The sequence below is a fragment of the Burkholderia sp. Ap-955 genome (assembly GCF_011753045.1).
GTDB lineage: Bacteria > Pseudomonadota > Gammaproteobacteria > Burkholderiales > Burkholderiaceae > Burkholderia > Burkholderia lata_D.
The window spans coordinates 1-15,351 of record NZ_VWWH01000044.1 but is presented as its reverse complement, the minus strand read 5'-3'; the positions used below and the strand labels follow the sequence as shown (position 1 = coordinate 15,351).

The following is a 15,351-nucleotide window of genomic DNA, read 5'->3' as shown; positions in this document are numbered from 1 at the left end:
CGCGAAACGCCGTGTCCTTGGATTACGGGGCAGACGTCGGATTAGAGCGATGCTCTAATTTCAATACCGTCCAGTGAAGCGAGCTTGGCGGGATCGCCACAACCGGTCCTGAGATATTCAACGTTTAGAAGACAACGAAGGTTGAGCATGCTTCCCGATACAAAATTCAGGACTGTTACAGAAATTTTGTTGTTTCGCGGCAAGGTCGAACCGGAGAAGACCGCGTTCATTTTTCTCGAAAACGGCGAAGCGGAACTGACTCGACTCACGTTCGGCGACCTGGACAAGCGGGCGCGCGGCATCGCCGCCAGGCTGCAAGCCATCGCGCAACCAGGCGATCGCGTCCTGCTGGTCTATCCGCCCGGGCTGGAATTCATCTGCGCATGGGTGGGTTGCCTGTACGCCGGCCTGATCGGCGTACCCGCCTATCCGCCGCGCAGGCATCGTCCCGCCGACCGTCTCAAGGCCATCGTCGCCGACGCCGGGCCGGTCGTCGCACTGACCGACGCCGCCACGCTCGACGGCATCGCGCATCACGCGGACGGCTATTCCGACACGCTGGAACTGAAGATCCTGGCGACGGACCAGCGCTTCGACGCGCCGGCCGAACAATGGCGCGCACCGGACATCACGCCGCAGACGCTGGCGCTTCTGCAATACACGTCAGGCTCCACCGGTACGCCCAAAGGCGTGATGATCAGCCATGCGAACATCCTGAGCAATATGGCGGTCATCGCCGAGGCGAGCGATGCCGATGCGTCGACGGTGTTCGTCAGCTGGCTCCCGGTGTTTCACGACATGGGCTTTTTCGGGAAGGTGCTGCTGCCGATCTATCTCGGCGTGCTGTCGGTGCTGATGGCGCCGGCGGCGTTCGTGCAGAAGCCCATCCGCTGGCTGCAGGCCATCACGAAGTATCGCGGCACGCACTGCGCCGCGCCGGATTTCGCGTATGACCTGTGCGCGCGCAAAATCTCCGATGAAGCGCGCGCGCAACTGGACCTGAGCAGCTGGCGCGTGGCATTCAACGGCGCGGAACCGGTGCGCGCGGAGTCGGTGGCGCGTTTTTCGCGCGCATTCGCCGCATGCGGCTTCCACGCGCACACCATGCGCCCGGTCTACGGGATGGCCGAGGCAACCTTGTTCATCTCCGGTCAGCCGGCACGCTCGCTGCCGCGCGTGGCGGACTACGACGCCGACGATCTGGCACAAGGCGTGGCGACGAGAAGCGACCAAGGCAAGCGCCACGCGCTGGTCTCATGCGGTCGGACCTGGGCGGAGCATCGCCTGCAGATCGTGAATCCGGATACCGGCGCGCGCTGCGCGCCCGGCCGGATCGGCGAAATCTGGCTGACCGGCCCGAGCGTCGGCGTCGGCTACTGGAACCGCGTCGAGGAAACGGAGCGCACCTTCCGCGCGAAGCTGGATGGCGATGACGCGCGTTACCTGCGCACGGGCGATCTCGGCTTCGTCGATGGCGACGACCTCTTCGTCACCGGCCGTTTGAAAGACCTCATCATCGTCGCCGGCCGCAATCACTACCCGCAGGATCTCGAACAAACCGCGGAGGGAAGCCACCCCGCGCTGGCGCCGAACGCATCGGCGGCTTTCTCGATCAGCGTCGATAACGTGGAGCGGATCGTTGTCGCATGTGAAGTGCGCCGGGAAGCGCTCAACACGCTGGACGCGGAAGCCGTCGCCGCGGAGATCCGGCGCGCGCTCGCCGAAGCGCACGACGTCGATCTGTATGCGGCGGTCCTGTTGAAGCCCGCCACGATCCTGCGCACGTCCAGCGGAAAAATCCAGCGAAGCCGGATCAGGCAGGCATTTCTCGATGAACAGGGGCTCGCGATCGCGGGCGAGTGGCGGCGTGCGTTCTCCGCGCCGCCAGTCCCCCCGCAGACGGCCATGCCACGCGACACGCAAGCGCTGGTGCAATGGTGCATCGAGCGTGTCTCGCGTCTGTCGGGAATCGCTTCCGGCAAGATCGACCCCGACGCGCCGTTCAGCGTCCATGGGCTCGATTCGAAGGACGCCATCCTGCTCTCGGGCGAGTTGCAGGACTGGCTCGGGCGGCCGGTTTCCCCGACCGTCGTCTACGATTTTCCGAGTATTTCCCTGCTGGCGCGCCATTTGAGCGGCACCGGGAATGCGATGCCGGACCCGGTGCCCGGCTCGGCCGAAGCACGCGCGGATATCGCGATCGTCGGCATGGGATGCCGTTTCCCCGGCGCCGGCAATCCCGACGCATTCTGGCAGCTTCTGCTGGAAGGCCGGGACGCGGTCGGCGCGTCGACGCAGCGCGCCGCCGACCTTCCGCCCGCCGGACTGCTGGACCAGGTCGATCAGTTCGATGCGGCATTCTTCGGCATCAGCGCCCGCGAAGCCGAATCGATGGATCCGCAACAGCGTCTGCTGCTGGAGGTGGCCTGGGAGACGCTCGAGCATGCGGGGATCGCACCCCGCAGTCTCGCCGGCGGACGCACCGCGGTCATCGTCGGCATCAGCAATTCGGACTACATCCGTCTGGCGCAGGACGAAGTCGCGGACGTCGGCCCTTATGTCGCGACGGGCAACGCGCTCAGCGTCGCCGCCAACCGCATTTCCTACGCGCTCGATTTGCGCGGCCCGAGCTGGGCGGTCGACACCGCGTGCTCGTCCTCGCTCGTCGCGGTGCATCAGGCATGCCGCGCGCTGCAGCGCGGCGAGTCCGATGCGGCGCTGGCCGGCGGGGTCAACCTGATTCTGGCGCCGCAATTGAGCGCGTCCTTCACGCAAGCGGGCATGCTGTCGCCGGATGGCCGGTGCAAGGCGTTCGATGCGTCGGCGAACGGCTATGTGCGCGGCGAAGGCGTGGGCATGGTGCTGCTCAAGCGGCTCGACGATGCGCTCGAGAACGGTGACACCGTGTTCGCCGTGATCCGCGGCTCCGCGGTGAACCAGGACGGACGCAGCAATGGCCTGACCGCGCCGAATGGCCCGGCCCAGCAGGCCGTGATTCACGGTGCGCTGCGCGATGCCGGCGTGCGCGCGCACGACATCGGCTTCGTCGAAGCGCACGGTACGGGCACGCCGCTCGGCGACCCGATCGAGTTGAACTCGCTGGCGGCCGTCCTGGGCGAATCTCGTCGGCCGGACGATCACTGCTGGATCGGGTCGGTCAAGACCAACATCGGCCATCTGGAATCGGCGGCGGGCATCGCCAGCCTGATCAAGACCGCCCTTGCGCTCCACCATCGCGCCATTCCGCCGAACCTCCATTTCCAGTCGATCAATCCGCAAATCGCGCTCGACGGCACGCCCTTCCGCATTCCGCAGCAGGTCACGCCGTGGCATTCGGAACACGGGCCGCGCCTGGCCGGCGTCAGTTCGTTCGGCTTCGGCGGTACCAACGCGCACCTGATCCTGTCCGAAGCACCAGCGCCCGCAGCGATCGAAGCCGACCCGGCCGCGCTCGCAGCGCGCGTCGTGACGCTCTCCGCGCGCACGCCGGAAGCGTTGCAAGCGCTGGCCGCGTCCTATGCGGCCTATCTCGACGCCCATCCCGAGGCCAGTGTGCGCGATGTCGCGTTCACGGCCAATACCGGGCGCACCCACTTCACGCGGCGCGCGGCCATCGTCGCAACGAATCTCGATTCGTTGCGTTCGCAACTTGATGCCGTTTCGTCCGGGGAGCCTGCCGAAACACCGCCTGCGGTGACGTTCCACTTCTGCGCCGACGACGGCGGCAGCACCGACGCGGTTCGGCAATTGCGCTCGGCCTGCCCCGCTTTCGATGCGCTGATGCAGCGGCAGTCCGAGGCGCCCGGGCTCGCCCCCGCCGAAGCCGGGTTCACGGCATTCCAGCGCGCGCTCGCGCAACTGTGGATGTCCTTCGGCATCACGCCGGATGCCGTCAGCAGCACCGGCGACGGGCATCGCGCCGCAGCCTCGTTGGCAGGCGTGCCGCAGGCGCCGGACGGCGGCGCGGCAGGACACCCCGGCATCGTGATCGAAATCGGCGCGCACATGGCCGCGTGGGACGCGATCCTGCACACGCTCGCCGCGCTCTACGTACGCGGCGCGTCCATCGACTGGGATGCCGTAGAGCGGGACGCACCGCGCCGCCGGCTCGCGCTGCCGACCTACCCGTTCGAGCGTCGCGGCTTCTGGATCACGCCACGTGCGCCTCGGCATCCGTTGCTCGGGCGCCTCATGGAGCAGCACGCGCATGCGCCGGCCACGTGGATCTGGCAATCGCGTCTCGATGCGCCGGCCACCACCTTTCTCGACGGTCATCGCGTCAAGGGTTCGCCCGTCCTGCCCTATTCCGCGTTCGTGGAAATGGCGCTGTCGGCCACGTCTGAAATCGGCGCTGCCGGCCATACGACGTTGAAGGACCTCGCCCTGCATGCGCCGTTGCCATTGCATCCGCATGAATCGCGCACCGTGCAGACCGTGTTGAGCCGCCGGTCCTGGGGACCATTTTCGTTTGCCGTCTATCACCGGATCGACGACACCCGCACCGCCGCGACGTGGCAGATGTGCGCGAGTGCCGAAATTCACGAATCGGATCGGAGCCACGCATGAAATTCGGCCTGATGTTCTTCGCCAGCAGTGAAGAGGCGCTGTCCGGCAACAAGTACCAGCTTGTGATGGAAAGCGCGCGTTTCGCCGATGCGAACGGGTTCTCCAGCGTCTGGGTGCCGGAGCGCCATTTCACCGAATTCGGCTCGCTGTACCCGAATCCCGCCGTCCTGCACGCCGCGCTCGCCGCTGCCACCCAACGCGTGAAGCTGGTCGCGGGCAGCGTGGTCGCGGCGCTGCACAACCCGATCCGGATCGCGGAAGAATGGTCGATGGTGGACAACCTGTCGAACGGCCGCGTGGGCGTGTCGTTCGCCTCCGGATGGAATCCGGACGACTTCGTGTTCGCCCCGGACAAGTATGCGAGCCGGCAGGACGACATGCTGACCACGATGCGCGCCGTCCAGCATCTGTGGCGCGGCGGCACGCTGGACGCGACGAACGGCGTCGGCAAGCCGGTGCGGCTGCGCGTCTATCCGACGCCGGTGCAGTCGGAACTGCCCGTCTGGGTGACCGCCGCGAGCAATCCGCAGACGTTCGTGCGTGCCGGCGAAGCCGGCGCCAACCTGCTGACCCACGTGCTCGACCAGGATCGGGACCAGCTCGCGCACAAGATCGCCCTCTACCGCGAGGCGCGCGCGAAGCAGGGCTTCGATCCGGCAGCCGGCACCGTGTCCGTGATGCTGCACACGTTCGTCGGCGACGATGCGGCGCAGGCGCGCGAACAGGCGCGTGTGCCGTTCTGCAACTACATCCGCAGCAATATCGGGCTGCTGAACGGGCTGGCGCAGAGCCGCGGCCAGTCGGTCGACGTGCGCGCGATGGGCGCACGCGAACTGGACGAGTTCGTCGAGTTTCTCTATGAACGCTTCGCGCAGTCGCGCGGGCTCATCGGCACGCCGGAAACCTGCGTCGAACTGGTGCGGGATCTCGGGTCGATCGGCGTGGACGAAGTGGCCTGCCTGCTCGATTTCGGTCCGCCGGTCGAGCGGATTCTCGGCAACCTTCCGCAGTTGCGTCGACTGCGGGAGATGTGCGCCCCCAGGCCATCCGCCGCGCCGACGCGATTCGATGCCGCCGAAGTGCAAGCTCGCTGCCCGGAAACGACGTCGGGCGCGGACTTCAACGGCGAAATCCGGCAGCACGGCGTGCAGATCGACGGTGTGTTCGACGCGATCCGGCAGATCTGGCGCACGACCGGCGAGGCGCTGGGAAAAATCAGCCTGCCGGCCGACGCGCTGGCGTCGTCGCCCTACCAGGTCCACCCCGCCTTTCTCGACGCGTGCAGCCGCGTGCTCGCCGCCGCCATCGATCCGGACGCGCTGGCGTCGGGCGACCTGTACCTGCCCAGCGCGATCGGCGCGGTACGGGTGCATCAGCCGCCGTCGTCGACCGAGGCATGGAGTCACGCCACGCTGCGCAAGCCGGTCGGACAGGGCACGCTGGAGGGCGACATCCGCATCCATGACCTGGCGGGGCGACTGCTGATCGAGATCGATGGGCTGCGGCTGCAGCAGGTGCGCGCGGGGCGCGCCGTCGAGCTGCACGACTTCGCCGCGCTGCTTTATCAACGCGTCTGGAGACCGTCGAACGTCGACGCGGCAACCGGCGGTTCGGCGCAGGGCGAGTGGCTGATTCTCGCGGACCGCGGCGGCGTGGGTGCACAGCTGTCGGCGCTGCTGGAAGCCAACGGCGATACGTGCACGCTGCGCTTCGCCGACGCGACGCCGGAACTGCCCGCGCCCGACCGCCCGCTGAAGGGCGTCATCCACCTGTGGAGTCTCGATCTCGCGCCCGCCGACATCGCGGCGAGACGGCGTGCCAGCACGAGCGTGCTGCATCTGGTCAGGGCGCTTGCGTCACGCGCGCCGTCGGCCCCGCAGGCGCGTCTGTGGCTGGTGACGTCGGGCGCGATGAATGTTCTGGATGGCGAATCGATCGCGGTGGCTCAGGCTCCCCTGTGGGGATTGGGCCGGGCGATCGCGGTGGAGCATGCGGCGCTGTGGGGCGGGCTCGTCGACCTCGATCCCGCCCAGCCGTCGGCGGCTCACATCGTGCAAGCGGTACAGGCGGGCGGCCGTGAAGACATGATCGCGTTTCGCGGCGAACAGCGCTACGTCGCGCGCATCGCCCGCGACAATCGCGAATTCGTCAGCCACCGGCCGGTCCGGTTCCACGATGACGCGACCTATCTGGTGACCGGCGGGCTCGGCGGGCTCGGCCTGCGGCTCGCGTCCTGGCTTGCCGACAACGGCGCCGGGAAAATCGTGCTGCTGGGGCGCGGCGAGCCTTCCGCCGCGCACGAGAAAATCCTGCGCACGCTCGACGCGCGGTTCATTCGCGCCGACCTGTCGCGTCGCGAGGACGTCGAGCAGGCGCTCGGTGAAATCGCGCATTCGATGCCGCCGCTCAAAGGGGTCTTTCACCTCGCCGGCGCGCTCGACGATGCGCTGCTGACGCGCCAGGACGACGACGTCTTCCATCGCGCCGGCAGCGGCAAGGCCGACGGCGCCTGGTACCTGCACGAGCTGACGGCCGACTTGCCGCTCGACCATTTCGTGCTGTTCTCGTCGATGGCCGCGCTGATCACCATGCCCGGCCAGGGCAACTACGCGGCGGCGAACAGCTTCCTCGACGCGCTCGCCCAGCATCGGCGCGCGCAGGGGAAACCGGGGCTCAGCGTCAATTGGGGGCCGTGGGCGGAGATCGGCCACGCCGCCACCGACTACGGACGGCGCGCGCACGAACAGCTGGGCGCGCTCGGCGTCGGCACGCTGCCGCCCGAGCTGGCCATCGCGACGCTGGAACGGCTGATGGCGTCCGGCGTCGCCCAGTCCGGGGTCGCGCGGATCGACTGGCCGACCCTGTTCCGGGTCGATGCGCCGGCCGCCGGGTCCGCGCTCTTTTCCGAGCTGGCGCAACCGGCCGCGCAAGCCGCGCAGCAGGAAACGGCATTGCTGCGCCAGCTGCAAGCGTGCGCGCCGCGTGAGCGGGTCGAGCGCATCACCGACACGCTCGCCGCGATGCTGGCGGAGACCTTGCGTCTTTCCGGCCCGGACGCCATCGCGCCCGAGCAATCGCTGCTCGATCTCGGCCTGGATTCGCTGGTCGCGCTCGAACTGACCGATCGCCTCACCAAGGTGTTCGGCAGACCGTTTCGCGCGACGTTGTTCTTTTCCTATCCGAACCTGCAGACGCTCGCCCAGTACGTGCTCAACGAACTGTCGCCGTCGCTCCCCGCGCCGGTCGTCGACGAAGCATCCGACGACCTCGACGAGGACGACCTTTCCGAACTGATCGCCCAGGAGATCGGCGCCCAATGAACGCCAAGGCCACGCAAGCACTGAAAGCCGCGCTCGACGAATTGCGCCTGCGGCGCGCGGAAATCGCGGCGCTGCGTTCGGACCGCAACGAGCCGATCGCCGTCATCGGCATGGCTTGCCGCTTCCCCGGCCGCAGCGATACGCCGGACGCGTTCTGGCAATTACTCGATGGCGCGCGCGATGCCGTCACCGAAGTGCCGGGCGAACGCTGGGACATCGATCGCTATTACGACCCCGATCCGTCCACGCCCGGCAAGATGGCGACCCGCCACGGCGCCTTTCTCGAACGCGTGGATCAATTCGACGCGGCGTTCTTCGGGATCGCGCCGCGCGAAGCGACCTACCTCGATCCGCAACAACGGCTCCTGCTCGAAGTGGCGTGGGAGGCGCTCGAGAACGCCCATCTCGCGCCCGAGCGCTTCCGGCAGTCCGCCACGGGCGTGTACGTCGGCATCACCTGCTTCGACCATGCGATCCAGGTGTCCAATGCGTCGATGCCGTCGAGCAGCTACGCGGGCACGGGCAGTGCGCTGAACATGGCCGCGGGCCGGCTGTCGTTCGTGCTCGGCCTCACCGGCCCGAGCATGGCGATCGATACCGCCTGCTCGTCGTCGCTGGTGTGCCTGCACCTGGCGTGCGAAAGCCTGCGCTCACGCGAAACCGGCATGGCGCTCGCGGGCGGCGTCAACCTGATGCTGTCGCCCGAGGTCATGGTCAGCTTCTCGCAGGCGCGCATGCTGTCGCCGGACGGACGCTGCAAGACCTTCGACGCGGCGGCGGACGGCTACGTGCGCGGCGAAGGCTGCGGCATGGTGGTGCTCAAGCGCCTCGCCGACGCACTCGCCGACGGCGACCGCGTGCTCGGCATCGTGCGCGGCACGGCGGTCGACCAGGGCGGCGCGGGCGGCGGGCTGACCGTGCCGAGCCGCGACTCGCAGGAACGGGTGATCCGTCGCGCACTGAACCAGGCCGGCCTCGCGCCCGGCGACGTCTCCTATGTCGAGGCGCACGGTACCGGGACGTCCCTCGGCGACCCGATCGAGGTCGAAGCGCTGGCCGGCGTCTACGGCGCCGGGCGCGCGGCGAACGAGCCGCTCGTGATCGGTTCGGTCAAGACCAATATCGGGCATCTGGAGTCGGCTTCCGGCATCGCTGGCCTGATCAAGGTCCTGCTGTCGTTCGAGCACGACCGGATTCCGGCGCACCTGCATTTCACCCAACCTAATCCGCATACGCCGTGGCAGGACATCCCGATTCGCGTCGCCGCCGATCCGGTCGCGTGGCAGCGCGGGGAACGCAGGCGCATCGCCGGGGTGAGCGCGTTCGGATTCAGCGGCACCAATGCCCACGCGATCGTCGAAGAACCGCCCGTCGCGCCGGCGCACGCCGCGCAGCGCGCGCTGCTGCTGCTGTCGGCACGATCCGAAGCGGCGCTGGCGGCGCTCGTGCAACGCTACGAGCGCACGATCGCCGGCGCGACGCCGCAGGAGCTGGCCGCCATCTGCCGCGCCGCCGCCACCGGACGGAGTCACTATCCGTTTCGCGCGGCCTTTGTGTCGGGCGTGAAGGCAGCGTCGGCGGCAGCGCCGCGCACGGGCAAGGCGTTGCGCGTGGGCTTCGGGTTCGGTGCGCCGGACACCGGCGTCGCGCGCACGCTCCACGCGTCGGAACCGCTGTTCCGCGATGCGTTCGCGCGTTGCGCGGTGCCGCTGGAGGCAGTCGAAACCGACGCGGGCCGCTTCGCGATCCAGTTCGCGTGGGCGGAACTGTGGAAGGGATGGGGCATCCGCCCGGCCGTCGTGTCGGGCCATGGCATCGGCGAATATGTCGCGGCCTGCGTGGCGGGCGTCGTGAGCGTGGCCGACGCACTACGCCTCGTGGCCGCCCGTTCGGATGCCGAAGCGTTGCGCGCCGTGCTTCAGGACATCTCGCTTGCACGGCCGTCGGTCCGCCTGATTTCCGGCTGTCTCGGCACGGAAGTGACCGACGAGGTGACACACCCGCAGTACTGGTTGAAACTCGCCGGGATGTCGGATCAAGCCGACGCGCCGCACACGCCGGAGGCGCTCGCCGACGGCTGGCTGCCGCCTCCCTGCGCGGGCGATGCACTGGAGCGCGCACTCGCGGCGCTGTACGTGCAGGGTGCACAGTTCGACTGGCGCGCGCTGTTCCCGGCGCCCGCCCAGCCCGCCACGACCCTGCCGAACTACCCGTTCGAGCGGCAGCGCTTCAGCCTGGAGAAGATCCCGTCGCCCGTCGTCGGCATGGATGCGGGCAGCATCGACGCAGCGGTGCGGCACCTCAAGTCGTCCGGCAAGTACCCGGAGGACATGCTGAACGCGCTGCCGGACCTGCTCAGGACGGCATTCGCCCCCGCCGGAACCGCCGCGTCGAACGCAAACGCGCTCTATCACGTGGTGTGGGAGCAGCAGGCCGCGTTGCCGGCCGCACAGGTCGCCGCCGACGCGTCCCCGTGGCTGATCTTCGCGGACGCGAGCGGTGTCGGCGAGCGGCTCGCGGCGCTGCTGCGCGCGCGCGGCGCATCCTGCTCGCTGGTGCGCCCCGGCCCCGCCTATGTCGCCGACGCGGAAGCGGGCTGGCAGGTCGCGCCGGAGCGGGCGGACGATTTCGTCCGCCTGCTGGACGAGACCGCCGCCCCCGGCCAGCGCATCGTCTTTCTGTGGGCGCTGGACGAAGCCGTCGGCGAGACGCGCATGTCCACCGCCCTGCTGCATCTCGTGCACGCGGTGGTCGGCGGCGAGCGCGAGTGGACGCCTTCGACCCGGCCCAGGATCTCGGTGGTCACGCGCGACGCGGTGGAAGCCGGCGACGCGCCGCACGTATCCGGGCTCGCCCAGGCTGCGCTGTCGGGCCTGGCACGCGGGGCGATGATCGAGCATCCGGAATGGTTCGGCACCGCGATCGATCTCGACCCGGCCGCGCCGGAAGACGAGGCGCAGGCGCTGCTTCAGGAGATGCTCGGCGAGAGCCGCGAGGACCAGGTGGCGTTGCGGCACGGCATGCGCCATGTCGCGCGCCTGAGCCCGCTCGCGCCAGCCGAAACCGCCGCGCTGCCGGTCGACCCGGACGCGGCCTACCTGATCACCGGCGGGTTCGGTGCGCTCGGGCTGCACACCGCCCGGTGGCTGGCGGCGCGCGGCGCACGCACGTTGATCCTGGTTGGCCGGCAAGGGGCCGCGAGCGACGAGAGCCAGCGGGCGATCGCCGAGCTGCGCGAGCGGAACGTATCGCTGCGCTGCGAGCGTCTCGATATCGCCGACCCCGCGGCGGTCGCCGATTTCTTCGCCGCGCTCCGGCGCGACGGCGTGCCGCTGCGGGGTATCGTGCACGCGGCCGGCGTCGTCGGCTACAAGCCGATCATGCAGGTCGAGCGCGAGGAGCTGGACGCCGTGCTGCAACCCAAGGTGGCCGGCGCGTGGCTGCTCCATCAGCAAAGCGGACACTTCCCGCTCGATTTCTTCATCCTGTTTTCGTCGATCGCGTCCGCGTGGGGTTCGCGTGAGCAGGCGCACTACAGTGCCGCGAACCGCTTCCTCGACGCGCTCGCCCATCATCGCCGCGGTCAGGGCCTGCCGGCGCTGAGCGTGAACTGGGGGCCGTGGGCGGAAGGCGGCATGACGTTCCCCGAGGCGGAAGCGCTGCTGCGGCGTGTCGGCATCCGGTCGCTCGCGGCGGATCGCGCGCTCGACGTGCTGAATCGTCTCCCCGCCGTCCCCCAGGTCGCGGTCGTCGATATCGACCTGGCGCTGTTCCAGGGCTCCTACGAGGCACGCGGACCCAGGCCGTTCCTCGACCGCGTGCGGGTGGCCAAAAGCGCGCCGAGCGCGCCGGCGATGCCGGCGTTGAGCGACGCATCGCCGCGCGAGCGAAAGCGCCTGCTGGCGGACAGCATCGATCGCGCGGTGGCCCAGGTGCTCGGCTACGACGCGGGGACGCTGGATCGCGATCTCGGCTTCTTCGAGATGGGCATGGATTCGCTGATGGCGCTGGACGTGCGCACGCACCTCGAAAATGCGCTGGGCATCCCGTTGTCGGTCGCGCTGTTGTTCGATCATCCGACGGTCAACGCGCTCGCGGATTTCCTGGCGGAGCAGGCGTCCGGCACGGCGCCGGACGCGCACGCGGCGCCGGCACAGGCCGTGCCGCCGCAGCAGCAGCCGCGACCGGTCGCGCCGGCCATCGAAGCCCGCGACGCCGGCACGCCGGAGCCGATCGCGATCGTCGGCATGAGCTGCCGGTTTCCGGGCGCCGCGCACGATCTCGACGCCTACTGGAACCTGCTGAACGACGGGGTGGATGCGATCTCCGAAGTGCCGCGCGAACGCTGGGACATCGACGCGTACTACGATCCCGATCCTGAAAAGCCGGGCCGCATGTATTGCCGCTTCGGCGGTTTTCTCGATGACGTCGACCAGTTCGATCCGGCGTTTTTCCGCATCACGCCGCGCGAAGCGAGCGCGATGGACCCGCAGCAGCGCCTGTTGCTCGAAGTCAGCCACGAAGCGCTGGAGCATGCCGGCATTCCGGTCGACAGTCTCAAGGGCAGCCGGACCGGCGTCTTCGTCGGCATCACCACCAACGATTACGCGAACCTGCAGCTTCGCAACGGCGGCGGCGCCGGCATCGACGGCTATTTCTTCACCGGCAATCCGCTGAACACGGCGGCCGGCCGCATCTCCTACGGACTGGGCGTGCAGGGGCCGAGCATGGCGATCGATACCGCCTGCTCGTCGTCGCTCACCGCGATCCATACCGCCAGCCAGAACCTGCGCAGCGGCGAGTGCGATCTCGCCATCGCGGGCGGCGTCAACCTGATCCTGTCGCCGGACAACTCCATCGCCGTCTCGCGCACGCGGGCGCTGGCGCCGGATGGCCGCTGCAAGACCTTCGACGCGTCCGCGGACGGCTTCGTGCGCAGCGAAGGCTGCGGCGCGCTGGTGCTCAAGCGCCTGTCCGACGCGCTCGCCGCGGGCGATCGCGTGCTGGCCGTGCTGCGCGGTTCGGCCGTCAACCACGACGGCGCGTCGAGCGGCTTTACCGCGCCGAACGGCCGTGCGCAGGAAGCCGTGATCCGCCAGGCGCTGGGCGGGCTGCCCGCCGCGTCCATCGATTACGTGGAAGCGCACGGCACCGGCACCCCGCTGGGCGATCCCGTCGAGTTGCAGGCACTGGCGACGGTGTTCGGCGCGGGCCGCGACGCGGGCCGGCGGCTGCGCGTGGGCTCGGTGAAAACCAACATCGGCCACACGGAGTCCGCCGCCGGCATCGCGGGGGTCATCAAGGTCGTGCTGTCGCTGAACCACGACCGCCTGCCCGCCCACCTGCATTTCCGCCAGCCGAGCCCGCTGGTGCAGTGGGACGCGCTGCCCCTCGAGATCTGCGCCGAGGCGAGCGCGTGGCCGCGCGGCGAACGGCCGCGGCGAGCCGGCGTCAGCGCGTTCGGCGCGAGCGGCACCAATGCTCATCTGGTACTCGAAGAAGCACCCGCGCCGGCGCGGCAGGCAACGCCGTCGACGCACAAGGTGCACCCGCTGGTGCTGTCGGCCAAGACCCCGGCGGCGTTGCGCGAGCTGGTCCGGCGCTATCAGCGGCGGCTCGAAGCCGAACCCGGTCTCGACATCGCGGCCGTGGCCTTTTCGGCGGCGACCGGCCGCTCGCATTTCGCGCATCGGCTGGCGTGGCCGGTGACGTCGCTCGACGACGCCATCGACAAGCTGCGCGCCTTCCAGGCGAAGGAATCCGCCGGCACGACGCAGCCCGCGCCCCGCGTGAAGATGGCCTTCCTGTTCACCGGCCAGGGTTCGCAATACGCCGGCATGGGCCGCCGCCTGTACGACGCGTATCCGGTGTTCCGCGACGCCATCGACCGCTGCCGCGCGGTGGCCGATGCGCTGCTCGACAAGCCGTTGCTCGAGGTGCTGTCGGCCCAGGGCGAGGACATCCACCAGACCGGCTACAGCCAGCCGGCCCTGTTCTCGCTGCAGTACGCACTCACCACGTTGCTGGCGTCGTTCGGTGTGGTACCCGACGCCGTGATGGGCCACAGCGTCGGCGAGTACGCGGCGGCTTGCGCGGCCGGCGTCTTCTCGCCGGAAGACGGCCTGCGGCTGATCGCCGAACGCGGCCGGCTGATGCAGGCGTTGCCCCGCGACGGCGAAATGGCGGCCATTTTCACCGACCTCGCCACGGTCGAGCGCGCGATCGAAGCGTGGCCGCACGAGGTCGCGGTGGCGGCCGTCAACGGTCCGGCGAGCATCGTGATCTCCGGCAGGCGCGAGCGCATCGCGATGCTGGTCGACGCGTTCGCCGCGCGGGACATCCGGTCCGTGCCGCTCAATACGTCGCACGCGTTTCACTCGCCGCTGCTCGAGCCGATGCTGGACAGCTTCCAGGCCGCGGCGAAAGCCGTGCCCGTCGCCCGCCCGGCGATCCCGTTCTATTCGAATCTCACGGGCGCCGTGATGGACGAGGCGCCCACCGACACGTACTGGCGCCGCCATTGCCGTGAGCCGGTGCAGTTCGCGAGCAGCGTCGAGCGCCTCGCCGAAGCCGGTTTCAACGTGCTGGTCGAAATCGGCCCCAAGCCGGTGCTCGTCAACCTGGCCCGCGCGTGCTGTGCGCCGGACGCCGGGGTCCAGTTCCTTGCCCTGCAGCGGCCGCAAGTCGAGCAGCAAGCGCTGATCGAAACGCTGTCGAGCCTGTATGCCCGCGGCGTCGATGTCGACTGGGCCCCGACCGAAACACCCGCGCCCGCACGCATTGCATTGCCGTCCTATCCCTTCCAACGCAGCCGTACCTGGTTCCAGAAAGCGGACACGTCCATGACTCAGACAAGCGCATCACCCATCGCCGCAGCACCGACGCTCAATCGCAGCGGCGAGGTTCTCGAATGGCTTCGCGGCAAGATCGGCGAATTGATCCAGGCCGATCCCGACACCATCAACATCGAACTGCCCTTCCTGGAGATGGGCGCCGACTCGATCGTGCTGATCGAGGCCATCCGGCACATCGAGGCGGAGTACGGCGTGAAGCTGGCCATGCGCCGCTTCTTCGAAGACCTGGCGACGGTGCAGGCGCTCGCCGAGTATGTCGCGGACAACCTGCCGGCGACTGCCGCGCCGTCCGGGGCCGAGGTCGTGGCCGTAGCCGTCGCAGAACCGTCCACGGCGGCGGTCGCGGTCGCGCCGTCCGCGCAGGCGCTTGCGCCGCTCGCCGCCGCGCCGGTGGAATGGGTCGCGGCCGAAGGCGGCTCGACGGTCGAGCGCGTGTTGCGGGAGCAGAATCAGCTGCTGTCCCACGTGATGAGCCAGCAGATGGAACTGCTGCGCACGTCGCTGACAGGCCAGGCCGGCGTCCGGCCGACGACGGTCGCCGCGCAAGCCGTCGCGAGCACGGCGAGCGTCGCCCCCCCGGCCGCGATCGCGACCCCGGCCGCCGCGCCCGA

Annotated in this window: 3 protein-coding genes; all 3 read left to right on the top strand. The window is 69.3% G+C overall.

Going from position 1 to position 15,351, the window contains the following annotated elements; translation table 11 throughout:
* Positions 1 to 147: 147 nt before the first annotated feature.
* A complete protein-coding gene (locus F3J15_RS22040) occupies positions 148 to 4,566 on the top strand; it encodes a beta-ketoacyl synthase N-terminal-like domain-containing protein (RefSeq protein WP_166893988.1) in 4,419 nt (1,472 codons plus the stop codon).
* The gene (locus F3J15_RS22035) at positions 4,563 to 7,886 is read left to right on the top strand and encodes a bifunctional LLM class flavin-dependent oxidoreductase/SDR family oxidoreductase (RefSeq protein ID WP_166893987.1); all 3,324 of its coding nucleotides are present in this window, start codon (positions 4,563 to 4,565) and stop codon (positions 7,884 to 7,886) included. The genes F3J15_RS22040 and F3J15_RS22035 overlap by 4 nt, the downstream gene beginning before the upstream one ends.
* Positions 7,883 to 15,351, top strand: a 7,469-nt coding sequence (locus tag F3J15_RS22030; RefSeq protein WP_166893986.1) for a type I polyketide synthase, incomplete at its 3' end; no start/stop codon positions are given. The genes F3J15_RS22035 and F3J15_RS22030, both read left to right, overlap by 4 nt.

Bases quoted from the DNA above. Each gene is read 5' to 3' on its own strand.
- F3J15_RS22040 (WP_166893988.1), top strand. From the start codon at position 148: ATGCTTCCCGATACAAAATTCAGGACTGTTACAGAAATTTTGTTGTTT.
- F3J15_RS22035 (WP_166893987.1), top strand. From the start codon at position 4,563: ATGAAATTCGGCCTGATGTTCTTCGCCAGCAGTGAAGAGGCGCTGTCC.